This is a genomic window from Halarchaeum sp. P4 (genome assembly GCF_051195175.1).
Classification (GTDB): Archaea; Halobacteriota; Halobacteria; order Halobacteriales; family Halobacteriaceae; genus Halarchaeum.
Map to the genome: position 1 here is coordinate 694,712 of NZ_JBNTKC010000001.1, position 24,857 is coordinate 719,568.

At 67.4% G+C, this 24,857-nt stretch carries 26 protein-coding genes and 1 tRNA gene; 19 read left to right on the forward strand and 8 right to left on the reverse strand.

Going from position 1 to position 24,857, the window contains the following annotated elements; all coding sequences use genetic code 11:
- The first annotated feature begins 127 nt into the window (after positions 1 to 127).
- Positions 128 to 328 carry a DUF5800 family protein gene (locus ACQUS8_RS03685; protein WP_435097083.1) on the forward strand — a complete coding sequence of 67 codons (201 nt, stop codon included), beginning with the start codon at positions 128 to 130 and terminating at the stop codon, positions 326 to 328.
- A 32-nt stretch (positions 329 to 360) separates the two neighbouring features.
- Complete coding sequence (locus ACQUS8_RS03690) at positions 361 to 699, forward strand: SHOCT domain-containing protein (RefSeq protein ID WP_435097085.1); 339 nt, start codon at positions 361 to 363, stop codon at positions 697 to 699.
- Here the strand turns inward: ACQUS8_RS03690 and ACQUS8_RS03695 are convergent, their stop codons facing one another.
- Entirely contained in the window at positions 700 to 1,506 is an 807-nt protein-coding gene (locus ACQUS8_RS03695; protein WP_435097087.1) for an aminoglycoside N(3)-acetyltransferase, read from the reverse strand.
- A 105-nt stretch (positions 1,507 to 1,611) separates the two neighbouring features.
- Complete coding sequence (pan1, locus tag ACQUS8_RS03700; protein ID WP_435097089.1) at positions 1,612 to 2,820, reverse strand: proteasome-activating nucleotidase Pan1; 1,209 nt, start codon at positions 2,818 to 2,820, stop codon at positions 1,612 to 1,614.
- 136 nt (positions 2,821 to 2,956) lie between these two features.
- Here pan1 and ACQUS8_RS03705 point away from each other — a divergent pair, with 136 nt between their 5' ends.
- The 3 genes from ACQUS8_RS03705 to rad50 all read left to right on the forward strand — a co-directional run bounded on the left by ACQUS8_RS03705 (position 2,957) and on the right by rad50 (position 7,273).
- A complete protein-coding gene (locus ACQUS8_RS03705) occupies positions 2,957 to 3,211 on the forward strand; it encodes a MarR family transcriptional regulator (RefSeq protein ID WP_123076928.1) in 255 nt (84 codons plus the stop codon).
- A 73-nt stretch (positions 3,212 to 3,284) separates the two neighbouring features.
- Positions 3,285 to 4,592, forward strand: coding sequence for a DNA double-strand break repair protein Mre11 (gene mre11 / locus ACQUS8_RS03710; protein ID WP_435097090.1), 1,308 nt, complete (start codon positions 3,285 to 3,287; stop codon positions 4,590 to 4,592).
- Complete coding sequence (gene rad50 / locus ACQUS8_RS03715; protein ID WP_435097092.1) at positions 4,589 to 7,273, forward strand: DNA double-strand break repair ATPase Rad50; 2,685 nt, start codon at positions 4,589 to 4,591, stop codon at positions 7,271 to 7,273. The genes mre11 and rad50 overlap by 4 nt, the downstream gene beginning before the upstream one ends.
- Here rad50 and ACQUS8_RS03720 read toward each other — a convergent pair.
- Genes ACQUS8_RS03720 through ACQUS8_RS03730 form a run of 3 tightly spaced genes read right to left on the reverse strand, consistent with a single transcriptional unit; the run spans position 7,270 to position 8,281 of the window.
- A complete protein-coding gene (locus ACQUS8_RS03720; protein ID WP_435097094.1) occupies positions 7,270 to 7,692 on the reverse strand; it encodes a DUF7346 family protein in 423 nt (140 codons plus the stop codon). The genes rad50 and ACQUS8_RS03720 overlap by 4 nt on opposite strands.
- Positions 7,693 to 7,731: 39 nt before the next feature.
- Positions 7,732 to 8,046 carry a DUF7322 domain-containing protein gene (locus tag ACQUS8_RS03725; RefSeq protein WP_435097096.1) on the reverse strand — a complete coding sequence of 105 codons (315 nt, stop codon included), beginning with the start codon at positions 8,044 to 8,046 and terminating at the stop codon, positions 7,732 to 7,734.
- Positions 8,047 to 8,086: 40 nt separating this feature from the next.
- The gene (locus ACQUS8_RS03730) at positions 8,087 to 8,281 is read right to left on the reverse strand and encodes a DUF7331 family protein (RefSeq protein ID WP_435097098.1); all 195 of its coding nucleotides are present in this window, start codon (positions 8,279 to 8,281) and stop codon (positions 8,087 to 8,089) included.
- A 173-nt stretch (positions 8,282 to 8,454) separates the two neighbouring features.
- Here ACQUS8_RS03730 and ACQUS8_RS03735 point away from each other — a divergent pair, with 173 nt between their 5' ends.
- The 8 genes from ACQUS8_RS03735 (at position 8,455) to ACQUS8_RS03770 (ending at position 16,885) form a co-directional block, all read left to right on the forward strand.
- Complete coding sequence (locus tag ACQUS8_RS03735) at positions 8,455 to 11,166, forward strand: DNA-directed DNA polymerase (RefSeq protein ID WP_435097101.1); 2,712 nt, start codon at positions 8,455 to 8,457, stop codon at positions 11,164 to 11,166.
- A 73-nt stretch (positions 11,167 to 11,239) separates the two neighbouring features.
- Positions 11,240 to 11,809 carry a DJ-1/PfpI family protein gene (locus ACQUS8_RS03740; RefSeq protein WP_435097104.1) on the forward strand — a complete coding sequence of 190 codons (570 nt, stop codon included), beginning with the start codon at positions 11,240 to 11,242 and terminating at the stop codon, positions 11,807 to 11,809.
- 110 nt (positions 11,810 to 11,919) lie between these two features.
- Positions 11,920 to 12,828 (forward strand): ABC transporter ATP-binding protein, encoded by a 909-nt coding sequence (locus ACQUS8_RS03745; RefSeq protein WP_435097107.1) that lies wholly within the window; start codon positions 11,920 to 11,922, stop codon positions 12,826 to 12,828.
- A gap of 12 nt (positions 12,829 to 12,840) precedes the next feature.
- Positions 12,841 to 14,268, forward strand: a complete 1,428-nt coding sequence (sufB, locus tag ACQUS8_RS03750; RefSeq protein ID WP_435097110.1) for a Fe-S cluster assembly protein SufB — start codon at positions 12,841 to 12,843, stop codon at positions 14,266 to 14,268.
- 1 nt (position 14,269) lies between these two features.
- Positions 14,270 to 15,496 carry a Fe-S cluster assembly protein SufD gene (gene sufD, locus ACQUS8_RS03755; RefSeq protein ID WP_435097113.1) on the forward strand — a complete coding sequence of 409 codons (1,227 nt, stop codon included), beginning with the start codon at positions 14,270 to 14,272 and terminating at the stop codon, positions 15,494 to 15,496.
- Positions 15,497 to 15,643: 147 nt separating this feature from the next.
- Complete coding sequence (locus tag ACQUS8_RS03760) at positions 15,644 to 16,135, forward strand: ferritin-like domain-containing protein (protein ID WP_435097116.1); 492 nt, start codon at positions 15,644 to 15,646, stop codon at positions 16,133 to 16,135.
- A 28-nt stretch (positions 16,136 to 16,163) separates the two neighbouring features.
- On the forward strand, positions 16,164 to 16,616 hold the full coding sequence (locus ACQUS8_RS03765; RefSeq protein WP_435097118.1) for a metal-dependent transcriptional regulator: 453 nt from the start codon (positions 16,164 to 16,166) through the stop codon (positions 16,614 to 16,616).
- 196 nt (positions 16,617 to 16,812) lie between these two features.
- Positions 16,813 to 16,885 (forward strand) — tRNA-Gln (locus ACQUS8_RS03770).
- A 127-nt stretch (positions 16,886 to 17,012) separates the two neighbouring features.
- On the opposite strand, the gene ACQUS8_RS03775 is transcribed toward ACQUS8_RS03770, so the two are convergent.
- The gene (locus tag ACQUS8_RS03775; protein ID WP_435097121.1) at positions 17,013 to 17,312 is read right to left on the reverse strand and encodes a NifU family protein; all 300 of its coding nucleotides are present in this window, start codon (positions 17,310 to 17,312) and stop codon (positions 17,013 to 17,015) included.
- 87 nt (positions 17,313 to 17,399) lie between these two features.
- Here ACQUS8_RS03775 and ACQUS8_RS03780 point away from each other — a divergent pair, with 87 nt between their 5' ends.
- Complete coding sequence (locus ACQUS8_RS03780) at positions 17,400 to 17,528, forward strand: hypothetical protein (protein WP_435097124.1); 129 nt, start codon at positions 17,400 to 17,402, stop codon at positions 17,526 to 17,528.
- Between the two features lie 3 nt (positions 17,529 to 17,531).
- Here ACQUS8_RS03780 and ACQUS8_RS03785 read toward each other — a convergent pair whose 3' ends face one another.
- On the reverse strand, positions 17,532 to 18,536 hold the full coding sequence (locus ACQUS8_RS03785) for a hypothetical protein (RefSeq protein WP_435097126.1): 1,005 nt from the start codon (positions 18,534 to 18,536) through the stop codon (positions 17,532 to 17,534).
- On the reverse strand, positions 18,533 to 18,727 hold the full coding sequence (locus tag ACQUS8_RS03790; protein ID WP_435097128.1) for a hypothetical protein: 195 nt from the start codon (positions 18,725 to 18,727) through the stop codon (positions 18,533 to 18,535). The genes ACQUS8_RS03785 and ACQUS8_RS03790 overlap by 4 nt, the downstream gene beginning before the upstream one ends.
- 285 nt (positions 18,728 to 19,012) lie before the next feature.
- On the opposite strand from ACQUS8_RS03790, the gene ACQUS8_RS03795 reads away from it, so the two are divergent.
- The 5 genes from ACQUS8_RS03795 (at position 19,013) to ACQUS8_RS03815 (ending at position 24,855) form a co-directional block, all read left to right on the forward strand.
- Positions 19,013 to 20,083 carry a TIGR00341 family protein gene (locus ACQUS8_RS03795; protein WP_435097131.1) on the forward strand — a complete coding sequence of 357 codons (1,071 nt, stop codon included), beginning with the start codon at positions 19,013 to 19,015 and terminating at the stop codon, positions 20,081 to 20,083.
- A gap of 1 nt (position 20,084) precedes the next feature.
- Positions 20,085 to 21,218: a hypothetical protein gene (locus ACQUS8_RS03800; protein ID WP_435097134.1), complete on the forward strand. Its 1,134-nt coding sequence runs from the start codon at positions 20,085 to 20,087 to the stop codon at positions 21,216 to 21,218.
- Positions 21,219 to 21,295: 77 nt separating this feature from the next.
- Positions 21,296 to 22,156, forward strand: coding sequence for a DUF2182 domain-containing protein (locus ACQUS8_RS03805; RefSeq protein WP_435097137.1), 861 nt, complete (start codon positions 21,296 to 21,298; stop codon positions 22,154 to 22,156).
- A 2-nt stretch (positions 22,157 to 22,158) separates the two neighbouring features.
- Entirely contained in the window at positions 22,159 to 23,235 is a 1,077-nt protein-coding gene (locus tag ACQUS8_RS03810) for a hypothetical protein (RefSeq protein WP_435097140.1), read from the forward strand.
- A 105-nt stretch (positions 23,236 to 23,340) separates the two neighbouring features.
- Positions 23,341 to 24,855: a permease gene (locus tag ACQUS8_RS03815; protein ID WP_435097143.1), complete on the forward strand. Its 1,515-nt coding sequence runs from the start codon at positions 23,341 to 23,343 to the stop codon at positions 24,853 to 24,855.
- The last annotated feature ends 2 nt before the right edge of the window (positions 24,856 to 24,857 follow it).

Consider the following 24,857-nt stretch of genomic DNA (forward strand, 5'->3'; position numbering starts at 1 on the left):
AGGACACGACAGACATGGGTGGAAGCGGACATCGTACGCCATACCACGGCGAGCGGTCCCTTCAAGCTACCGCCGTCCGCAGGCGTCCGACGCGCCGTTTTTACGCGCCGACCACGTACCGGTGGGTATGACTACGCTCTCCTTCAGCGAGGACGGCGTCGACGTCGTCTACGAGGGCACGGAGTTCCGCCTCGAACGAGACCTCGTCGAGCAGGCCACGCAGAAAGACTACTTCGACGTCACCGACCACGAAGTCCTCCGGATGGTCGAGGACGACCCCCAGCTCAGCGGCGAAGCGCGCCAGATCAGCGACATCGTCGGCCGCTAACCTTCTTCTCGCTCGCGGGTGAACACCCGCACATGGACGACTGGCTCAAAGCGGTGCTCGCAGTGCTGGCGCTCCTCGTCACCATACCGCTGCTCGCGATGGCGTTCTTCGTGCCGATGCTGTACGGCGGCATGGGCGGGATGTACGGCGACATGGGGATGTACGGGCCGGGCTACAGGGCGCTCGGCATCGCCCTCGCGCTCCTCGTCCCACTCGCCTTCCTCCTCGGGTTGCTCTACGTCGCCTCCCGGCTCCTCGGCTCGTTCGAGGACGGCCGCGACTCGGCGGCGCTGCGCGAACTCGAGGCCGCGTACGCCCGCGGCGACCTCACCACCGAGGAGTACGAGGAACGCCGCGAGCGCCTCGAGTAGCTACCTGTTCTCCGTCATCCACGTCGTCGCGTAGTCGACGAGCGCACGCTGGTCGGCCAGTTTCGCGTCCGCGAGCCCCACGGTCCCTTCACGGAGGCCCACGTCGGCCTCGAACGCCGCGCCGAGCGTTGGGAAGTCGTCCGTCTCACGCTCGACGTCCTCAAACGTCACCCATTGGCGCTCGCCGTCGCGTCGCACCGGGCCTTCCTCCGTCACCGTCTCCGTATCGTACTCCGCGCGGTCCTCCGCGAGATGGAGCGACGTGTTCGCCTCGTGGCCGACGCCGAGCAGGAGGACGCGCCCGTCGCGCTCGTAGACGGCCGCGAGCGGCGACTCCTCCCCGAGACCGTAGTCGAGGCCGTGGTTGTCGACGACGGCGTCGCGCTCCGCGCCCCACGCCGCGAACGAGTTCGAGGGGTGGGCGCTCCGCCGGACGTCCGGGTGAGTGCGGAAGCACTCCGGTATCGCGCCCATCCCGCGCGTCGGCGTCACGTCGGGGTCGTACGCCGGCATCGCCTCGCGCACCTCGGGGAGCCAGTCGTCCGGTATCGGCGGGTTCGACCACAGCTCGGAACTACAGAGCTGCGAGGAGTGTGTCGGCAGCACGAGCGTCCCCGAGTCGGTGACGGCGCGCTGGAGGGCGTCCACGACCGTCTGCGCGCCACCCGGCACCCAGCCGAGGCTGGACAGCGAGGAGTGGACGAGCAGCACGTCGCCGGCCTCGACGCCGAGTGCGCGCAAGTCGTCGACGAGTCGGTCCGCCGTCACGGGCGCCTCGGAGCGCTCGACCGCGTCCGCTTCGCTCATGGGTGACGGGGACTGCGAACGAGAATAAGTCTTCTCGAACGGAAAAATGGGAGAGAGACGCGACAAGCCGAGAACGAGATGGAGCGACGCGCTCCCCGGCCTCGCTTACGCGAAGGTCCGGGAGACGTCGGGCTCGTCGTCGTGGTCGAGCTTCGCCATCGCGTTGCGGAAGTCGTCCATCCGGACCTCCGTGCGGTCGTCGCGGATGGCATACATGCCGGCCTCGGTCGTGACGGCCTTCACGTCGGCGCCCGAGAGCTCCTCGCTCTCGCGGGCGAGGACGTCGAAGTCCACGTCGTCCGCGAGGTTCATGTCGCGCGTGTGAATCTCGAAGATCTTCGAGCGACCCACCTCGTCGGGCTTGGGCACCTCGATGAGGCGGTCGAAGCGGCCCGGCCGGAGGATGGCCCGGTCGAGCATGTCGAAGCGGTTGGTGGCGGCGATGATGCGGATGTCCCCGCGCTCGTCGAAGCCGTCCATCTCGGAGAGGAGCTGCATCATCGTCCGCTGGACCTCCGCGTCGCCGGACGTCTTCGAGTCCGTGCGCTTGGAGGCGATGGCGTCGATCTCGTCGATGAAGACGACGGCAGGCTCGTGGTCGCGCGCGACCTGGAAGAGGTCACGGACGAGCTTCGCGCCCTCGCCGATGAACTTGTGGACGAGTTCGCTGCCGGCCATCTTGATGAACGTCGCGTCAGTCTGCGCGGCGACAGCCTTCGCCATCATCGTCTTCCCCGTGCCCGGCGGGCCGTAGAGCAGCACCCCGCTCGGCGGGTTGATGCCGACGGTGTCGAAGAGTTCGGGGTTCTCCATCGGGAGTTCGACCGTTTCGCGGACCTCCCGGAGCTGGTCCTCGAGGCCGCCGATGTCCTCGTAGCCGACCGACGGCGACTCGTCGACCTGCATGACGCGGGCGCGGACGTCGGCCTCGTCGTCGAGACGCTTCACGATGGAGAGGCTGTTGTTGACGGCGACGCGCGCACCGGGTTCGAGGTCGTCGCGAAGTTCCTCGGTGACCTCGGTGAGCGCCTCCTGGTTGTTCCCGTGCTGCTTGATGATGGCCCCACGGTCGTTGAGTTCCTGAATCGTGGCGACGAACAGCGGGGACTGCTTGAGCTTCTTGTTCTCGTGGTTGAGCCGCTCGAGCTTCTGCTGGTACTTGTTGTTCTCGGCGTTCGCGTCGAGGAGCTTGTCGCGCATCTCCTCGTTCTGCTCCTCGAGGACGTCGAGGCGCTCCCGGAGGGCCTCGATTTTCTCCTGCTGAGGCGCCCCCTCCTCGTACGGGAGTTCGACGTCGTCGACGGTGTCAGTCATCGCTACTCGCTAGGGCGTTAGTTCATAAGAGGCTTCGGGTGAACCACGTCCTCACGGGAGCCCGACACGACTGATGCGTAGAAGTAATAGAAGAGAAGCACAAATATTATCTTAGAGTATCGCATCGACCCAGGTGATGAGCGCGATACAGGCCGCGGACGAGGAAACCCTCGAGCGGGTTCGGGACCTCCCGCCGAGCGCGAAACTTGTGGCGAAGGTGCTGGAGTACAACGACACGCTCACCCAGAGCGAACTCGCCGAGGAGACGCTCCTGCCGCCGCGAACCGTCCGGTACGCCCTGAACCGCCTCGAGGAAGAAGACGTCGTCGAGTCCCGATTCTCCTTCACCGACGCCCGCAAGCGCCTCTACACGCTCTCCCTCGACGCCTGACGCGCTCCACCGCCCCGCCGTCGGCCGGTCGGCGCTGCATACTTATGACCGACTGGCCAACCTATTGTCGAGCATGACGAAGGTCATCCACACGGGGGACACCCACCTCGGGTACCGTCAGTACCACTCCCCCGACCGCCGGCAGGACTTCTTCGACGCCTTCCGGCGGGTCGTCGAGGACGCCATCGCGGACGACGTCGACGCCGTCGTCCACGCCGGCGACCTCTACCACGACCGCACGCCCGGCCTCGAAGACCTCATGGGCACCATCGACGTCCTCCGCCCGCTCTCCGAGGCCGACATCCCCTTCCTCGCCGTCGTCGGCAACCACGAGGGCACCCGCCACGCCCAGTGGCTCGACCTCTTCGAGCGCCTCGGCCTCGCCGAACGCCTCGACGCCGACGGCCGGCGCGTCGGCGACACCGTCTTCTACGGGCTGGACCACGTCCCGAAGTCCAAGCGCGACCGACTCGACTACGAGTTCGCCGCGCGCGACGCCACCCACACCGCCCTCGTCTCCCACGGCCTCTTCCAGCCGTTCCCACACGGCGACTGGGACCTCGAGGAAGTCCTCGCGGAATCGAACGTCGCGTTCGACGCCGTCCTCCTCGGCGACGACCACACCGCCGACACCGTCCGCCTCGACGGCACGTGGGCGACCTACTGTGGCTCCACCGAGCGCGCGAGCGCGAGCGAGCGCGACCCCCGCGGCTACAACGTCGTCGAGTTCGACCCCGAGGAGAAGGCAAACGCCGACGCCGGCGAGGAGACGGGTACGGGCGTCCACATCCGCCGGCGCGGCATCGACACCCGTGACTTCGTCTTCATCGACCTCGAACTCGGCGAGTCCGAGGGCGCCGAGCGCGTCCGCCAGCGCATCCGCGAGGAGGACGTCGAGGACGCCGTCGTCGTCGTCACCATCGACGGCGAGGGCGGCGAGGTGACGCCAGCGGACGTCGAGCGCTTCGGCGACGAGCAGGGCGCGCTCGTCACGCGCGTCACCGACCGCCGCGAGGTCGACGTCGAGGCCGACTACGAGGTGTCGTTCGCCGACCCCGACGAGGCCGTCCGCGAGCGCGTGCGGGACCTCGGCCTAAGCGAGGCCGCGCGCGGCATCGACGACACCGTCCGGCAGGGCGACGTCGCGGACTCGAACGTCCGAGACACAGTGAAAGAGCGCGTGAGCGACCTCGTGGACGACGGCGACCTCGCCGCCTTCGAGGCCGCCGCGCAGGACGCCGGAAACGAGGGGGGTGTCGAGGTGGCGGGCGACGACGGCGAGCGAGCCGAGACCGGCGACAGTGACGCGCCCGCCGATGCTGTCTCCGAGCCGGCCGAGACCGACGACGCGACGACGACCACGATGGAGGACTACCTGTGAGAATCGACCGAATCCGACTGTCGAACTTCAAGTGCTACGCGGACGCGGACGTCTCGCTCGATGCCGGCGTCACGGTCATCCACGGCCTCAACGGGAGCGGGAAGTCCTCGCTCCTCGAGGCGTGTTTCTTCGCGCTCTACGGCGCGACGCCACTCGACCGGACGCTGGAGGAAATCGTCACCATCGGCGCCGAGGAGGCCGAAGTCGACCTCTGGTTCACGCACGCCGGCGCGTCCTTCCACCTCCACCGGCGCGTCCGCAACACCGGCGACCGGGCGACGACCGCGGACTGCACACTCGAAACGCCCGACGACGTCGTCGAGGGTGCGCGCGACGTCCGGGACTACGTCGTCGACCTCCTGCGGATGGACGCGGACGCCTTCGTCAACTGCGCGTACGTCCGGCAGGGGGAGGTGAACAAACTCATCAACGCGACGCCCCAGGAGCGCCAGGACATGATCGACGACCTGCTCCAACTCGGCAAGCTGGAGGAGTACCGCCAGCGCGCCCGGAAGGCCCGCCGGGGCGTCACGGCCGTCCACGACGCCCAGCAGGAGCGCCTCGACACCGTCGCCGAGCAGGTTGCCGAGTACGAGGAGCGCGACCTGCACGCCGAGTTGAACGCCCTCCAGACGGAGCTCGCGGACGTCGAGTCCGACATCGAGAACTTCGAGGAGAACCGCGAGCAGGCCCAGCAGACGAAGGAGGACGCCGAGCGCGTCATCGAGCAGTACGCGGACAAGCGCGGGGAACTCGACGACCTCAAGGAGACCATCACTGACCTGAAGGAAGCCATCGCGGAGACCGAGCGCGAACGCGAAGCCCTCGCGGAGACGGTCACCAAGGCCCGCGAGCGCGTCGACGAACTCGACGAGCGCGTCGCCGAGTTGCTCGTCGAGACGGACATCGACGCCGACCCCGACGCGGTGGACGTCGAGGCGGTGCGCGAGCGCCGCAGCGCGGTCGCCGAGGAGCGCGACGACGTGCAGGACGAACACGGCGACTGCCGGACGACCATCCAGTCGCACGCGAGCGATGCCGAGTCGAAGCGCGAGCAGGCCACCACGTACGAGGAGCGCGCCGAGGAAGCGCGCGAGCGCGCCGACGAACTCGACGCGGAGGCCCGCGAGGCCGCCGAGAAGGTCGCCGAAGCCGACGAGCGCATCGAGGGCGTCGAGGCGAAACTCGACGCGAAGCGCGAGGCGTTCGCGGACGCGCCCGTGGCCGTCGGGGAGGCCGAGGCGCACCGCGAGTCGCTCCGCGAGACGCTCGCGGACGTCCGCGAGCGCGAGTCCGAGATTCGCGCCGACCTCCAGACCGCGCGCGCCAGCGTCGAGGAGGCGGAGGAACTCCGCGAGGCCGGGAAATGTCCGGAGTGTGGCCAGCCGGTCGAGGACTCTCCGCACGTGGACGCGCTCGAGGAGCGCCGCGCGGAGGTCGAGGCGCTCGAAGCCGACCTGGAGGCCGTCCGCGAGGAGAAAGCCGACGTCGAGGAGCGCCTCGAGCGCGCCACGGCGCTCGTGGACGCCGAGAGCGACGTCGAGCGCCTCGAGTCGCGCAAGCAGGACCTCGCGGAACTCCGCGAGGGGCACGCCGAGGCCGCCGAGTCGAAGCGTGCGGAGGCAGAGGCGAAACGCGAGGAGGCCAGCGAGTACGAGGAGCAGGCCGCAGAAGCGCTCGACGCCGCTGAGGAGGCCGCCGAGCGGGCGGACGAGGCCCGCGAGCGTCTCGGCGAACTGAACGCCCGCATCTCGACGCTGAAGGGGCGCATCGAGACGCTGGACGCGCTCGCGGACGCGCTCGCCGACCGCGAGAGCGCCGCGAACGACCTCGAGCACGCCCGCGAGCGCCGCGCCGACCTCGAGAGCACGAACGACGAGCGCCGCGAGCGTCTCGCGGAGGTCCGCGAGCGCAAGCGTGAACTCGAGTCGGAGTTCGACGAGGGGCGACTGGAGAGCGCGCGCGAGGAGAAGTCACGCGCCGAGGACTACCTCGAGAAGGTCACGGCGAAACTCGAGGAACTCGACGAGAAACGCTCGGAGCTCCGAGGGAAAATCGGCGCCGTCGAGAACGATATCGAGACGCTCGAGGAGTTACGCGAGCGCCGCGACGCCGTCCAGGAGCGCGTGGACGCGCTCGAAGACCTGGTCGCGGAGGCCGAGGAGTTGGAGGCGATGTACGGCGACCTCCGCGGGGAGTTGCGCCAGCGGAACGTCGAGAAGCTCGAGCGCCTGCTGAACGAGACGTTCGACCTCGTCTACGGCAACGACTCCTACGCGCGCCTCGAGCTCGACGGCCAGTACGAGCTCACGGTCTACCAGAAGGACGGTGAGACGCTCGACCCCGACCAGCTCTCGGGCGGCGAGCGCGCGCTGTTCAACCTCTCGCTGCGCTGTGCGGTCTACCGACTGCTCGCGGAGGGCATCGAGGGCTCCGCGCCGCTCCCGCCGCTCATCCTCGACGAACCCACCGTGTTCCTCGACTCCGGACACGTCTCGCGGCTCGTGGACCTCGTGGAGTCGATGCGCGACCTCGGCGTCGAGCAGATTCTCGTCGTGAGCCACGACGACGAACTCGTCGGTGCGGCCGACGACCTGCTGCACGTCGAGAAGGACGCGACGTCGAACCGCTCGCACGTCTCGGCGGGCGTCGAGGCGGAGGCGGCGGCGACGCTGGACTAGTCACACAACGCCGCGACGCCCTGTTTTCCCTCCTCGGTGAGTTCGTAGCCGCGCTCGCCGTAGACCTCCGTCTCGGCGACGAGGCCGGCGGCGCGGAATTCCGTGAAGAGGCCGTGGACGTCGCTCTCGCAGAGATCGTACTCGGCGAGGACGGTCCGGACCGGAAGGGCGCCGCGTTCGTGGAGTTCACAGAGGAGGCCGAGCGCGCGCTCGGAGCGCGCGACGGTGAGGACGCGCCGGGTGTGTTCGGGGACGGCCCGTGCGGCGGCTTCGAGGGGGTCGACGCCACCCGCCCGCTCCAGCTCGTCGTTCGGCAGGTGTGTCTCCGCGCCCGTCTCGGGGTCGCGGACGAGGCTGCTCTCGCTCGACTCCTTCACGAGGAGGTACGTCCGGCCGTCGGCGTCGCGAACGGTCCGCATCGCTCGATACGTGGGGCGTCGGGAGGATAGGGCTGTCGTCTATTCGTCCGACTCGTCGTTGGCCTCCGCGTCGGCGCGCGCGTCCTCCTCGGCGAACTCGCGCTGGACGCGCCAGTAGGTGTAGAACCCGTAGGCGAGGCCGGCGAAGCCGACGGCGGCAAGCCCACCACCGAGGAGGAGTTGCCCGCGGAAGTAGAGGAAGAGGAGGCCGAGTGACGCCGCGAGGACGGCGAGGTTGAAGACGACGACGAGGTACCAGAACTTGCGCTGGACGTCGCTGTCTATCTCGACGGAGTCGTCGTCCTCGTCGTCGTCGTCGGGGACGGCGCTCCCGGGCTTCAGCGGGTTGTACACGAGCGAAAGAACGAGGGGGGAGCGTAAAGAGCGTTGCTAGTCAGCGCTGGTCGCCGAGGGGGACCGCGTGCGTCGCCTTCAGCCACGCAAGGGGGTTCTCCGAGTCGTAGAGTACGACCCCGTCGTTCGTCTCGTACGTCTCGATACCTTCTCGGGGGTCGTCGCCTTCGGGGAGCTGGGGAACGTGGTTCCCGCGCTCGTCGTCGTGCGTGGCGTTGTCGGACACGTCTTTCACCTCTGTCCTGTGCTATGTGTTACCACGTTATATGCCTTTCCCCGAATGACGCCCGCAAGACGCCGCGCCGTCACGCGGTTTCGGTTCGGGAACCTCGTGACACGCTCGCGCTCGCCAGTCGTGGCGCCGCCGAAGGCGCGGGCTTTTAGGACGGCAGTCGCTAGAGGACGCCAATGACGAACACCAGCCTCACGGACTTCTCCACGGGCGACGAGGGCGACGCCGACGACGGCGCCGCCCGGCCCGACGAGGAGGCGCGATACGTCGCCGGCGACGACAACCCCGTCGTCAGCGAGGTGTTCGACGCCGAATCCGGCGCCCTCCCCGACGTCGAGGCCACTGTCGACCTGATGGTGACGCAGGTGGACTACACCGTCGAGGGCTCCGGCGACCGCGAACGCCCCGTCATCCACGTCTTCGGCCGCACCGACGACAACGACGTCGAGCACGTCCGGGTCCACGGCTTCCGGCCGTACTTCTACGCGCCCACCGACTCGCTCACGGCGGACGACCTCGCGAAGGACGTCATCACCGGCCACGAGGAGGGCTACGAGTCCATCCGCGGCGACGAGCTCACGAAGATTTTCGGGCGGACCCCGCGCGACGTCGGGAACATCCGCGACGAGTACGACCACTACGAGGCGGACATCCTCTTCCCCAACCGCTTCCTCATCGACAAGGGCATCAACAGCGGCGTCCGCGTGCCCGCCCGGCGCGCCGACTCCGACGGCGCCCTCGTCGTCCGCCACGACGAAGTCGAGGCCGTCGAGGCCGACGCCGACCTCCGCGTCAACACTTTCGACATCGAGGTCGACGACCGCAACGGCTTCCCCGAGGAGGGCGAGGAGCCCATCGTCTGTCTCTCCAGCCACGACTCCTACCGCGACGAGTACATCGCGTGGCTCTACGAGGCCCCCGAGGGCGACGCGCCCAGCCCTGACGACCTCGGCGGCTACGACCTCCTCGAGGAGGACACCGACGCCACCATCGACGTCCGCGTCTTCGAGGAAGAGGAGGCGATGCTCGAGGCCTTCCTCACCTACATCGGGGAGACCGATCCCGACGTCCTCACCGGGTGGAACTTCTCCGACTTCGACGCCCCCTACTTCATCGACCGCCTCGACGTCCTCGACGGCGGCACCGAGTACGACCTCTCCTATCACCGCCTCTCGCGCGTGAACGAGGTCTGGCGATCCGACTGGCAGGGGCCGAACGTCAAGGGCCGGGTCGTCTTCGACCTGCTCTACGCCTACCAGCGCACCCAGTTCTCCGAGCTCGACTCCTACCGGTTGGACGCCGTCGCCGAGACCGAACTCGGCGTCGGGAAGGAGCGCTACCCCGGCGACATCGGCGACCTCTGGGAGGACGACCCCGAGCGCCTGCTGGAGTACAACGTTCGGGACGTCGAGCTCTGCGTCGAAATCGACCGCAAGCAGGACGTCGTCTCCTTCTGGGAGGAGGTCGCCTCCTTCGTCGGCTGCAAGCTCGAGGACGCGACGACGCCCGGCGACGCGGTGGACGTCTACGTCCTCCACAAGGCCCACGGGCGCTTCGCGCTCCCCTCGAAGGGGCGCCAGGAGTCCGAGGACTACGAGGGCGGCGCCGTCTTCGACCCCATCACGGGCGTCAAGGAGAACGTGACGGTGCTCGACCTGAAGAGCCTCTACCCGATGTCGATGATGACCGTCAACGCCTCCCCGGAGACGAAGGTCGACCCCGAGGAGTACGACGGCGACACCTTCCGCGCGCCCAACGGCACCCACTTCCGCGAGGAGCCGGACGGCATCATCCGCGAAATCATCGACGAGACGCTCAGCGAGCGCGAGGAGAAGAAGGGCCTGCGCAACGAACACGAGCCCGGGACGAACGAGTACGAGCGCTACGACCGCCAGCAAGCCGCCGTGAAGGTCATCATGAACTCGCTCTACGGCGTGCTGGGCTGGGAGCGCTTCCGCCTCTACGACAAGGAGATGGGCGCCGCCGTCACCGCCACGGGGCGGGACGTCATCGAGTTCACCGCCGACGCCGCGAGCGAACTCGGCTACGAGATCGCCTACGGTGACACCGACTCCGTCATGCTCGAACTCGGCCCGGAGGTGTCTACTGAGGGCGCCATCGAGCAGTCTTTCGACATCGAGGAGTACATCAACGGCCGTTACGACGAGTTCGCCCGCGAGGAACTCGACGCCGAGGAGCATTTCTTCGAAATCGAGTTCGAGAAACTCTACCGGCGGTTCTTCCAGGCCGGGAAGAAGAAGCGCTACGCCGGCCACATCGTCTGGAAGGAGGGCAAAGACGTCGACGACATCGACATCACGGGCTTCGAGTACAAGCGGAGCGACATCGCGCCCATCACGAAGGACGTCCAGAAGCAGGTCATCGACATGATCGTCCACGGCGAGGAGACGGACGACGTGAAGGAGTACGTCCACGACGTCATCGAGGACTTCCGCGACGGGAACGTCGACCTCGACGACGTCGGCATTCCCGGCGGCATCGGGAAGCGCCTCGACAACTACGACACGGACACCGCACAGGTCCGGGGCGCGAAGTATGCGAACCTCCTGCTCGGCACGAACTTCCAGCGCGGGTCGAAGCCAAAGCGCCTCTACCTCGAGAAGGTCCACCCCGAGTTCTTCCGCGAGCTCGAGGAGGAACGACCCGAGCTGCAGGACGAGCCGCTCTACATCGAGTTCAAGCGCGACCCGGACGTCATCTGCTACGAGTACGCCGACCAGATTCCCGAGGCCTTCGAGGTGGACTGGGAGACGATGCTCGAGAAGACGCTCAAAGGCCCCATCGAGCGCATCACGGAGGCGCTCGGCGTCTCGTGGGAGGAGGTCGAGAGCGGGCAGACCCAGACCGGCCTCGGCTCCTTCATGTAGGCGGGTCCGGTCCGACGCGACCTCGGGCAACGCCTAAGCCCTCGCCCGTCCTCTCTCCGTGTGGGTAATACTCATGGGTAAGAGACTCCTGATGATCGTCGGTGACTTCGGCGAGGACTACGAGATCATGGTGCCGTTCCAGGCGCTCCAGGCGGTCGGACACGAGGTCGACGCCGTCTGCCCCGAGAAAGAGGCGGGCGAGACGGTGAAGACGGCAATTCACGACTTCCGTGGCGACCAGACCTACCTCGAGGAGCGCGGCCACGACTTCCAGCTCACCGCGACGCTGAGCGACGTCGATCCTGCGGACTACGACGGCCTCGTCGTCCCGGGCGGGCGCGCCCCCGAGTACCTCCGAACGTACGACGTCGTCCTGGAAACCGTCAGGCACTTCTTCGAGACGGAGAAGCCCGTGGCGTCGCTCTGCCACGGCCCGCAGATACTCGCCGCCGCAGGTGTCCTGGACGGCTACGAGGTGACGAGCTACCCGGCCGTTCGCCCGGAGTGTGAGGCCGCCGGCTGCTCGTGGGTGGACAAGGTGACGACCGACGGCAACCTCGTGACGGGACAGGCGTGGCCGGACCACCCCGAGTGGATCGCGCAGTTCCTCGAACTGCTCGAGGACGACGAGCCGCGCGACTAACCGGCGCCAGTTTCCAGAATCAGAAAAACGTTTTTCGCTCCGCAAAGACGAGGGGGCCGAATGCGTAACCTTAATCCCGCGCGCGTGCGTTGTTTAGGACGACCTAACCAATGGCTACGATCGAACTCAAGAACGTCCACGCGGAAGTCGCCGAGGGGGACGAGCAGATCCTCCACGGCGTCGACCTGGAGGTTTCCTCCGGCGAGATCCACGCCCTGATGGGCCCCAACGGGAGCGGGAAGTCGACCACGTCGAAGGTCATCGCGGGTCATCCCGCCTATGAGGTCACGGAGGGCGAAATCCTCCTCCACCTCGAGGCCGACGACTTCGACGACCTCGACGAAATCCCCGAGGACGCCCGGACGTGGAACCTCCTCGAACTCGAACCGAACGAGCGCGCCGCGCTCGGCGTCTTCCTCGCCTTCCAGTACCCCGCGGAGATCGAGGGCGTCACGATGACGAACTTCCTCCGCACCGCGCTGAACGCGAAGGTCGAGGAGCGCGACGAGCTCCTCTTCGGCGAGGACGAGGAGGACGAAGAAGAGGAAGAGGCGGGCTACGACACCTCCCCGATGGAGGGCCCAGCCGACGAGGGCGAAATCGGCGTCGCGGAGTTCCAGCAGAAGCTCAAGGAGACGATGGAACTCCTCGACATGGACGAGAAATTCGCACACCGCTACCTCAACGCCGGCTTCTCCGGCGGTGAGAAGAAACAGAACGAGGTCCTGCAGGCGGCCCTACTCGAGCCCACCATCGCGGTGCTCGACGAGATCGACTCCGGTCTCGACATCGACCGCCTCCAGGACGTCGCGAACGGCATCAACGCCCTCCGCGACGAGCAGGGCACCGGCGTCCTGCAGATCACGCACTACCAGCGCATCCTCGACTACGTCGAACCCGACACCGTCCACATCATGCTCGACGGCGAAATCGCCATGGAGGGCGGCCCCGAGCTCGCTGAGAAGCTCGAGGACAAGGGGTACGACTGGGTGCGCGATCAGGTCTACAACGCGGCTTAAACCATACACATCATGAGTTCAGAAGAGAACCTACAGGAGACAGACACCGAGGCACGCTTCGAGTTCAAGAAGGAGCAGAGCTCGGCGTTCGAGTCCGGGAAGGGCCTTACCGAGGAGACGATTCGACTCATCTCCGAGGACAAGGGCGAACCCGACTGGATGCTTGAGCGCCGCCTTCGCGCGCTCAAGCAGTACAAGAAGATGCCGATGCCGACGGATTGGCCGGGCCAGCCCGACCTCTCCGAGCTCGACGTCGAGGAGATCATCCCGTACATCCGCCCCGACGTCGAGACGCGCGGCGGCGCGGAGAACTGGGAGGACCTCCCGGACGAGATCCAGGACACCTTCGAGAAGCTCGGCATCCCGGAGGCGGAACGGGAGGCGCTCTCGGGCGTCGGCGCGCAGTACGAGTCCGAGGTCGTCTACCAGAACATGCAGGAGCGCTGGGAGGAGAAGGGCGTCGTCTTCTGCAACATGGACGAGGCCGTCCAGGAGCACGAGGAGATCGTCAAGGAGCACTTCATGACGAAGTGCGTCCCACCCTCCGACAACAAGTTCGCGGCGCTCCACGGCGCGGTCTGGAGCGGTGGCTCGTTCGTCTACGTCCCCGAGGACGTCACGGTCGAGATGCCCGTGCAGGCCTACTTCCGGATGAACTCGGAGGGGATGGGGCAGTTCGAGCACACGCTCATCATCGCCGAGGAGGGGTCCGAGGTCCACTACATCGAGGGCTGTAGCGCGCCGAAGTACGGCACGCACAATCTCCACTCCGGTGGCGTCGAAGTCTTCGTGAAGGAGGACGCCCACGTGCAGTACTCGACCGTCCAGAACTGGTCGAAGAACACGTTCAACCTCAACACGAAGCGCGCCATCGTCGAGGAGAACGGCACGATGGAGTGGGTCTCGGGCTCGATGGGCTCGAAGGCCACGATGCTCTACCCGTGTACGATCCTCAAGGGTCGTGGCGCGACGGACAACCACATCACCATCGCCTTCGCGGGCGAGGGCCAGGACATCGACACCGGCGCGAAGGTCTACCACAACGCGCCCGACACGAAGTCCACCATCGAGTCGAAGTCCATCAGCAAGGACGGCGGCCGCACGAACTACCGCGGCCTCGTCCACATCGCCGACGGCGCGGAGGACTCCTCCACGTCCGTCGAGTGTGACGCGCTGATGTTCGACAACGAGTCCACCAGCGACACCATGCCGTACATGGAGATCAACGAGTCGAAGGTGGACGTCGCCCACGAGGCGACCGTCGGCAAAATCGGCGACGAGGACGTCTTCTACCTCCAGTCCCGCGGACTGGACGACGACGACGCCAAGCAGATGATCGTCGCCGGCTTCATCGAGCCGATTACAGAAGAACTGCCCATCGAGTACGCCGTCGAGCTCAACCGCCTCATCGAGCTCGAGATGGAGGGAAGTCTCGGGTAACATGAGCGAGGCTACACAGTTCCACGCGGGCATCGACACGGAGACCGTCGAGCGCATCGCCGAGGAGCGCAACGAGCCGAAGTGGCTCCGCGCGAAGCGTCTCGAAGCGCTCGAGGCGCTCTCGGACCTCGAGTTCCCGGACGTCATTCGGACGCCGGGCCGCACGTGGACGAACCTCGAGGACCTCGACTTCGAGGCGCTCGTCGAGCCGTTCGACCAGACCGAGGAGAAAGACTGGGTCGCGGACGACCAGGCGACGGTCGTCCCGTTCCACGAGGCGCTGAACGACGCCGACCTCGAAGAGCTCGTCAAGGAGCACTTCGGGTCGGTCGTCGATCCGCAGGAGAACCGCCTGACGGCGCTCTCTACGGCGCTCTTCACGACGGGGACCGTCATCTACGTCCCGTCGAACGTCGACGCCGAGGACGTGAAGATCCGGACGACGATGAACGGGCAGTCCCTGTTCAACTACACGCTCGTCGTCACGGACTCCTCGGCCTCCGTCACGATTCTGGAACGTCAGGACACCGGTGAGGACGTCGAGGGTGACGAGCGCTACTACTCGGGTATCGTCGAGGTCGCGGCGGGCGAGAACTCCTACGTCCAGTACGGCTCGCTCCAGGACTTCGACCAGTCCACCTACAACTACACGCTGAAGCGCGGCGTCACCGACACCTACTCGACGGTCAACTGGATCGAGGGCAACCTCGGCTCCCGGCTGACGAAGACCGAGGTGTCGACGCTCTTGGAGGGTGAGTCCTCCGAGACGAAGATCGTCGGCGCGTTCTTCGGCCACGAAGACCAGCACTTCGACCTCGACTCGAAGGTCTGGCACCGCGCCGAGCACACGACGGCGGACCTCGTGACGCGCGGCGTCATCGACGACGAGGCACGCTCGGTCTACGAGGGCGTGCAGGACGTCGGCCGCGAGGCGTGGGACACCTCGTCCTACCAGCGCGAAAACACGCTGATGCTCTCGGACGAGTCCGAGGCGGACGCGTCGCCGAAGCTCATCATCAACAACCACGACACCGAGGCGTCGCACTCCGCGACGGTCGGGCAGATCGACCAGGAGGACCTCTTCTACATGGAGGGGCGCGCCATCCCCGAGCACGTCGCGAAGAACATGCTCGTGGAGGGCTTCTTCGTCCCCGTCCTCGAAGAGGTCGAGGTCGAGGAGCTCCGCGAGGACCTCCAGGAGCGCATCGCGGAACTCCTCCGCGCGTAATCCCGCGCACCATCTTCTCTCTCGTCTTTTAGACTCCGAGCGGCGCCGCCGTCCTCGGCACTCGGTCGAACGAAGGTAGAAAGCACTTACTTACTGGACGCCCCACCTATCGAGTATGCGACCGGGAGCACACGGAGAGGGAGCGCCGTGAGCGTCGCGCCGCGCGTCGACTCTGACGGCCAGCTTGCCCGCCTCCTCCAGATCGGCATCGTTCTGGAGGAAGTCGTGGAGGCGCGCGCCTACGAGCACTACCAGCGACTGCCGGACGAGGAGCGTGACGCCCGTATCGAGGCGTTGCTGGAGGAGGCGCGCGAGGAGTCCGCCGAGCATCGCGCCGCGCTCGAGGACCTCGCGGAGCGCCTCAACGGCGACGAGGAGGCGGCGGTCGACATCGCCGAACTCGTGAAGGAACACTACGGTCGGACGGACCCCGAGGACTTCGACGGGGTCCTCTACGACCAGCTGAACGGCGAGGAGACCGCGTACAAGTTCTACGACGACCTCATCGAGGCCGTCGAGGCGAGCGACGCGAGGTTCAGTATCGAACGCGAACTGCTGCTCTCGACGCTCCGTGACATCCGTGAGGCGGAAGCGAAGGGCGTCGAGGCGGTCGCTGCACTGATGGAGTCCCGCGCATGAACGCTCACACCACCACGGAGGCCGTATCGTGAACACCGCCGACCAGTACCTGAAGGCCGTCTTCCTCGTCCAGCAACTCGAGGGCGGGCCGGCGTCGACGGGCGCGCTCGCCGACCGGCTCGGCGTTAGCCCGGCGTCCGCGAACGAGATGGTGGGGAAGCTCGCCGATCGCGGCCTCCTCGAGCACGAGAAGTACAAGGGCGCGACGCTCACCGACGACGGCGAGGCGCGCGCCCGGGACGCGCTCGCGACCTACTGCATCCTCGAGCGCTTCCTCGCGAACGTCCTCGACGTCGAGGACTACCGGGGGGAAGCCGGCCAACTGGAGGCGGTCATTGACGAGACGGTTGCGGAGCGCCTCGACATGATCATTGAGCGCGAGCCGGACTGCCCGAACTGCTTCGACGCGGAGGCTGACGCCTGCTCGCACCTCGTCGAGGAACTCGACGAGGCGGACGCGGAAGCCGAAGCGGGCGACTGACGCCCGAGTCGCGATGCTCGTGTGCCGCGCTCGCTAAAACGGACCCCGTCCAGCGGAGATACGCGCCAAATTCGTCTGTCGTGTCGCGCCCGTCCCGAAGAGTAACCCCTTAGTAGGACACAGACAGAGTATCGGACGGAGTCCCGTGGTGTCCGACGGAGCAGAGCGACGTCGGGTAACCGGGAACGACGTGGGGAGTCCCGTGGTGTAGTGGCCAATCATAGCGGCCTTTGGAGCCGTTGACGGCGGTTCGAATCCGCCCGGGACTACTCGAATTTCGGACATAGTCTAATTCCTAGTGGATTCTGTTCTGATCTCCTCCTCGTGTAGTGACAGCTGGTATCAATCGGTCACATAGACTCGAGTCTCGACGTCGCTGGAGCGCCGCGCCCGTCGCTAGAAGTGCATGCCGACGCCGCCCGCGTCGACGTGGACGGTGTCGAGTTCGGGAATCTCCTGCGGGAGGCGGGTCTGAATCGCCTGGACAGTCATCGGGGAGATGCCGCATCCCGAGCACGCGCCGCCGAGCGCGAGCCAGAGTTCGCCGCGCTCGGCGTCGACGGCTTCGACGCCGGCGGTGCCGCCGTGCATCGAGATCTGCGGGAAGTTGCGCGCGAGGAACGTCTCGACGCGCTCGCGGAGTTCGGCGTCGGTGTCGACGCCGGCGTCGCCGTCGGTTTCGTGCCCGGTGCTCATGACTGCGTGTCGGCGACCACAGGGTATAGCCGTGTCGCCGGCGCCGGACCGTGCAGACTATATGGTTCGTTACTGTCCCATGCGGATATGAGCGCTTTCCGAACGCTCTGGAAACTGGTACGGACCGGGTTCGTGTTCGCCGGCATCTTCGCCGTCGCGTTCGTCGTCCTCTCCTACGGCTGGAACGGCGAGCCGCCCGAACTCACTCTGGAGTAACCACTACGGCTTCTTCGGGCCGTCGCGCGCGGAGCGACTGCGCCCGCCGCTCGGCTGCTGTGACTGTGCGGTCTGCGACTGCCGTGGGTTCGACGGCTGCTTCGAGCGTGGCGGCGCGTGCGTGAGGACGCGACCGCTCGAACCGACGGCGAGGTCCGGATGGCCGAGCGAGACGTCCCGGAGCGCGCTCCCGATGGGCGTCGCCTGCTGGGACCAGCGTCCGTCACCGGTGCGCCGATAGACGCGGCCGCTGTCGCCGACGGCGACCACGCGGCCCTTCCGGACGTCGATGCCCCGAAGCGCGCCGGGCGCGACGTTCGTGCCGTGCCACGTCCCGCCGCGACGGCGGAAGACGCGGCCCGCGCTCGTGGTGACGAACGCCTGCTGGTCGGCGACGATGACGTCGTTCAGCGTCGAGCCGGCGCCGTCGATGCCGACGGCCTCCCAGCCGCTCTCGCGCTCGCGGAAGACGCGACCAGCGCTGTTGACGACGACGGGGCGACCGTTCTCGTCGAGGGCGAGGGAGGTGATGCTCGCGCCGCTGCCGAGCGAGTCGCCGTCGCCGTCGTCGGAGGCGACGGTCCACTCGACGTGGTCGTCGCTGACGCGCCCGCGGAGCACCTCGCCCGAGGTGTTCGTGAGGTAGACCGTCTCGCTGCCGGCTTTCCCGGTGACGGCGACGGCGCTCCACGTGCTCGTCATCGCGCGCGGGGAGACGTGGCTCCGCGTCGCGTCGTCCGTGTAGTCGTAGCGGCCGAGCGTCCCGGACGCGCCGGCGAACCAGACGCGCGTACCGTCGTCGGTGACGTCGAGGCCGTAGAGGGTGTTTCCGCCGCCACCGGGGCCGTTTCCGAGGACGACGCGCCACGCGCCCCCGGCGGTCCGGGCGAGTGCAGTGCCGCCGCTGCCGACGGCGAACGCGCCGTGTTTCGTGCGGACGACGCGGTAGAGCGTCCCGCCGATAGGTGCGCGGTGGTCGTGCCACGGTCGTCGTTGGCGCTCGCTCACGCGAGAACTGTTGCGTGTCGCGGCCGGTAAAACGCCGCCCTCACCCCGACGTCAGTCGTCGGGTGGGACGCTACGGCGGGGTCGACGACGGGGAGGGCGGCGACGTTCACGACGACGCTAAGCGCGCCGCCGGCGTCGGTTGCGGGGGCGACGATGACTGGCACGGACTCGCCGTGGGCGAGGGCGCCCACGTGTGCGCGCCGATAAGTTCGCGTGTGCCGTCGTGGTGGTCGACCAGATTGGCGCGCACAAAGCGACGTACACATCATGGGACATTGTACACATTGGGGAGTGTCCGAACCCGGCCACACATTTTTTACGTCCTTGTGTCGTTAATTAATCTAACAAGGGTCGGGAATGGAATGGATATGATACACTCTACACGCCTCTATTCGGACGACGGCCCGACGGCCGACGCGCCCCGGCCAGTCGCGCAGAACCGTGGAACGAGGACGCGAACACGGAGGACCTGACACGTGGCACGCGAAGACATGCGGAAGGTCGAGCTCGTCGTGATGGACCGCGAGGTCCTGAGTGGCATCACCACCCTGCTCGACGACGAGGGTATCGATTTCGCCGTCTCCGACCACAGCGACGGCGGTGACGCCGCGCTCGTCGTCTTCATGGTGCCGGCGAACGCCGTCGAACCGATACAGGACCGCATCGACGGCGCGCTCGACGACATGGGCGTCGGCAACGACACCTACACCGTCGTCTCCGACCCCGAGGCCGTCGTCTCCCCTCGTCTCGACGTCCGCGAACAGTACGGCAACATGGGCGCGGAGGGCCCCGAACGCATCTCCCGGGACGAACTCCACTCCACCGCCGCCGACATGCTCCCGGACGGTACCATCTACGGCATCCTCACCGCCATCGCCGCCGTCGTCGCCACCTCCGGCGTCCTCCTCGGGTCGATGTCCGTCCTCGTCGGCTCCATGGTCATCGCGCCGCTCATCGGCCCGCCGATGGCGACCAGCGTCTCCACCGTCCTCGACGACCAGCGCCTCTTCACACGCGCCGCCAAGCTCCAGGTCGTCGGCATCGGGTTAGCCATCGTCACCGCGCTCATCTTCGCGTTGTTCGTCAAGCAGACCGCACTCGTCCCGAACGCCGAAGTCACGCAGAACCTCCAGTTGAACAACTACGCACAGCCGACGCTCCTGCTCATCACCGTCGCCGTCGGCTCCGGCGTCGCCGGCGCCATCAGCCTCGCGACGAGCGGCGAGGTCGAACTCGTCGGCGTCATGATGGCCGCGGCGTTGGTCCCGCCGATGGGCGTCATGGGCGTCGCCATCGCGTGGAGCCAGCCCACCGCTGCACTCGGCTCCGGCGCCGTCGTCCTCGTCAACCTCCTCAGCATCAACCTCGGGGCGACCATCAGCCTCTGGTATCTCGGCTACCACCCGCGCGGCTGGACGGACCTCCGGGACACCCGGAGCACCATCCTCAAGCGCGTGCTCGTGCTCATCGGGATGATCGGCTCGCTCGCCGTCGTCCTCTCCTCGCTCGCCGGCCACGGTGGGCTCACGCGACTCATGGGGGTCTGAGATGTCGGCCGCACTCGACAAGGTCAAACTCGCGAAGGTCGGGACGGTGCTCCTCTCGCTCGCCACCGGCGGCGCGCACCTCCTCGCGCGCTTCGGCGTCGTCGCCGTCCGGGTCGGCGCGCGCCTCGGCGGCGCGGGCGTCATCGGTGCGCTCACCCTCCTCACGGACGAGGAGCGCCGCCGCGAGGCGTTCCACTGGCTCCTGTTGAGCGGGAACCGGTGGTACATCGTCGCCGCGATGGAGGGGAGTTTCGTCCTGATGGCGCTCAGCCTCGGCCTCGCGGACATCATCGGCGTGCGCGAGTCGGGTTTCGTCACGACGATGTTCTCCACCATCAACTCCGGGCTGTTCAGTTTCGTCCCCATCGTCGTCTCCATCAACAGCCTCACCATCACGCGCCTGTTCGGCACGCCGGAGGGGCTCCGCGAACGCATCGAGGAGGTCCAGGAGTTCCGCGAGGGCGTCGAGGACCTCTCCTCGGCCACCGTCTCCCCCACCGACCCCGCCGGCTTCCTCGCACTCGTCATCGACTCGCTCCACGAGCGCGTGGACACGCTGGAGGCCGCCGTCGAGGACGACCCCGACCGGACGAAGGGCGACGTCCACGCCCTCGTGGGGGACGTCCGCGCCGCCGTCGGCGACCTCGACCGGGAGCTCGCGGAGGGCGACGCCTCCGTCTTCAGCGTCCTCCTGCCGATGGTGAACGAGAACTACTCCCGGGACATCAACCACGCGCGCCGCGTGAAGCGCTCGCACCGCGAGGCGCTCTCCGAGGAGGCCGAGGAGGCTCTCGAGGACGTCCAGGAGCTCCTCGTCAGCCTCGACGTCACCCGCCAATACTTCAAGGTGCTCTACCTCCAGCAGGAGCTCGCGGCGGTCTCGCGCTACATCGCCTACTCGGGCATCGGCGCGTTCGTCCTCTCGACGCTCGTCATCATGATTTACTCCTCGGGCTATCCACCCATCGTGAACGCCGAGCCGCTGCTCGCGCTGGTGAGTGTCTCGCTCGGCGTCGCGTTCCTCCCGTTCTCGGTGCTGTTCGCGCACGTCGTCCGCGTCGCCACGGTCATCAAGCGGACGTCGGCACCGGGCGCGTTCACGCCGCCGGGCGAGCGGCCGGGCCGCTTCCCCTGATCGGCGATTCGTTCGACGCCGGATGGGGGTGAAGTCGGTCTTTTTAGGCACTTAATTACGTACTAATCTACTACGAAATGAGTTCGCTATCCGACCGACAGATACTCGAAGACGTCGCGTTCCCCACCCTCGATCTGCCCGCCGACCGGACCCAGACCGTCGTCACCGCGCTCGTCGGCTTCGACATCGTCTTCTGGGTGCTCGTGATGGACGGCCACGTCCCGATGCCCGGGATGATGTGGCTGATGGACCAGGGTATCCTGATGAGCGCGCCCGGCGCGATGGAACTCGGCGTCTTCCACGTCGGGAGCGTCGGCGCCGTCCTCGGCTACGTCCTGATGTGGGGCGTGATGATGTGGGCGATGATGTTCCCCGCGATGACGCGCTTCACGCGCGAGTACGCCCGCGCGCTCCGCGGGTCGAACGCCGCCGTCGCCGCGGCCGTCGCGGCGTTCCTCGGCGCATACTGTCTCGTCTGGGCGCTGAGCGGAGTCGTCCCGCTCCTCTGGCACGGCCTCCTGGAGGTCGCCGGCTTCGGCGGCATCTACGGCTTCACGAAGCAGTTCCCGCACCTCGCCGTCGGCGGCGTCCTCCTGGTCGCCGGCTTCTTCCAGCTCACCGAGTTCAAGCAGTCGCTCCTCCGTGACTGCTGTGCGCACGTCGCCCCGCAGGACGTCGACGTCCCGGACGCCGCCCGCGAGGGGTTGCGCCACGGCGTCATCTGCTGTACGGTCTGCTTCGGCTACTTCTTCCTCGTTATGCCGTTCGTCGGGGAGATGAACTTCTTCTGGATGGTCGTGCTCGCCGTCCCCATCATCGTCGAGCGGCTACCGACGTGGGGTGAGGAGCTCGCGACGGCGTCCGGCGTCGTCACCTTCCTCGCCGGCCTCCTCGTCCTCGTCGTCCAACCCGACCTCGGCCTCGCGTTCACGATGTAATCATGACCGACTACGACAGACGCGAGTTCGTCGGCGCGCTCGGGATCGGCGCGCTCGGCGCGCTCGGCGCGGAGAAATACCTCTCCGGGAACGGCCGGGCCGGGGCAGCGGACGCCAACGGCACCGCCGACCCGGACAACGCCAGCATCGGCAACGAGACCGACGGGGACGGCACGCAGGACCTCCCCGAGGGGACCTCCGAGTGGACGGAGGCCGACGTTCCGGTCGAGGCGTCGCTGAACGACGTGGTGACGGCGAAGGACGGCCTCTACGCCGTCGGCGAGAGCGGCGTCGTCCTCCACCGCGAGAGCGACGGGACGTGGAGCACGGTCGTCGAGAACGGCCCGTACGCCGCGCAGAACGAACTCGCGGGCGCGGCCGTCACGGACAACGGCGGCCACGTCTGGTTCGCGGGCGGGAGCGGCGCGCTCGGCGTCTACAAGATACCCACAGGGCAGGTGACAGATTACTCCTTCCCGAAGGAGCATACCTCCTCGTGGTCGGACGTCGCGGTCGTCGGCCTCGCGGGGAGCGAGTGGGTCTTCCTCGTGAACTCCTCGGGCGAACTCTTCCGCGGGCGCATGGACGCCGGGTCGATGACGTGGGCGGACGAGGTCGTCGAACCCGGCTCAGGGACGACGATTCCCGCCATCTGCACGGACTCGAACGGCTTCGGCTACGTCGCGGACTCGTCGGGGGCCGTCTACGAGTCGGTCGACGGCGGGAAGTCGTGGAAGAAAATTGGCATCAAGGGCAACGACGGCGCGCTCTACGACATCGCGGCGCTCGGCACCCACACCATCGACGTCGCGGGCGACGACGGCCACCTGTTCAACTTCAACGGCTTCCGCTGGGACAGACGGGACATCGGGCAGAAGACGCTCTACGCGGTGTCGCGCTCGCGTCGCGACGGCGTGGTCGCCGGTGAGGGCGGGCACGTCTGGGAGTTCACGGAGGACGGCTGGACGGAGGCGGACTCGCCGACGGGCGCGCAACTCAACGGGACGACGCTGGGGTCCTCGACGCATCCGGCGGTCGTCGTCGGCGGGAGTTCGACGGTGCTCGAACGCCAGCGGTGAGGGAAGATGGCGGGCCCAGTCCTTTTTACCGCATGCGGCAGTAGTAAAATCCGAATGAATCCGGGTTGAATTATAGTCTCGGCCCGGACACGTTCGCCACCGACAATGGTACTCCAACAAATACAACTGCTCCAACAACTCGAGAGCGCCGTCACGCTGTTCTTCGGGATGGCGTGGGACACGTGGTGGACGCTCGTCCTCGGGTTCACCATCACCGGGGCCGTCGAGACGTTCGTCTCCGAAGAGCGCATGAGCGAGGTCCTCGGCGGCGACGACTGGGAGGACGTCGGCGTCGGCACCGTCCTCGGGGCCGCCTCCTCCTCGTGTTCGTTCGCCGCAACCTCCACTGCCAAGAGCCTCTTCAAGAAGGGCGCGTCCGCCGAGTCCAGCATCGCCGCCTACCAGTTCGCCGCCACCGACCTCGTCGCCGAACTGTTCCTCGTCATGTGGGCGCTCCTCGGCTGGCAGTTCGTCGCCGCCGAAATCTTCGGCGGCATCCTCGCCGTCGGCGTCATCGCCTACCTCTGGAAGAACGTCGTCCCGCAGTCCTGGTTCGACGCCGCGCGCGAACACCTCATGAGCCTCGAGGACGTCCAGTGTGCGGCCTGCGGGATGAGCGCCGACCCCGAGGACGCCGACACCACCGAGTGGACCGACCCCCGCTCAGGCACGACCAAGTACTTCTGCTGTGGCGGTTGCCTGAACGCCTACAAACACATGGACCGCAACCCCGACGAGGAAATCGGCTGGCAGGAACACGCCACCTCCCTCAAGGGCTGGAAGGACGCCTCCCGGAACACGATGAAGGAGTGGGACATGCTCTGGGACGACATCGCCATCGGCTTCGTCATCGCCAGCCTCCTCGGCGCGTTCGTCCCGACAACCTGGTGGGCGACCCTCTTCCCCGCCGGCGAGAGCATCGTCGCCGTCACCGTCTCCGCCACCATCGGCGTCATCATCGGCATCGTCACCTTCCTCTGCTCGGTGGGGAACATCCCGTTCGCCCTCGTCCTCTGGTCGAACGGCGTCCCCTTCGGCGCGCTCATGTCCTTCATCTACGGCGACATGCTCATCCCGCCGCTCCTGCGCACCTATCGGCGCTACTACGGCACCCGGATGATGTTCGTCATCCTCCTCACCTACGGCTTCGCCGCCATCGTCGCCGGCGTCTTCGTCCACTACCTCTTCGCCGCCGCCGGCGCGATTCCCGCGTCCGGCACCGTCGGCGGGACGCTCTCCAGCGACTACACCGGCATCCTCAACATCATCGCCTTCGCCGTCTTCGGTGCCCAGGTTTACGTCGCCTACGGGCCCGAGAAGATGCAGGAAGACCTCGAGGCCGCACCCGCGCTTGCCGCCGCCGGCCTCGCGGACGCCAAGCGCGCCGGGCGCATCACCGCCGACGCCTTCAGCATCCTCGCCACCGCCGTCACCGAGGCGCTCCGCCTCCTCAGCGCCGCCGGCAGCCACCTGCTGAGCGGCCTCCGCACACTCAACGACGGCCTCAGCCTCGTCACCACCGGCCTCGTCGAACTCTGGGCTGCGTTCAAGACCGTCACCGAAGCCATCGGACGTTTCCTGCGCCGCCTCGGTGACGCCGCCCGCGTCTTCCGCGACTGAAC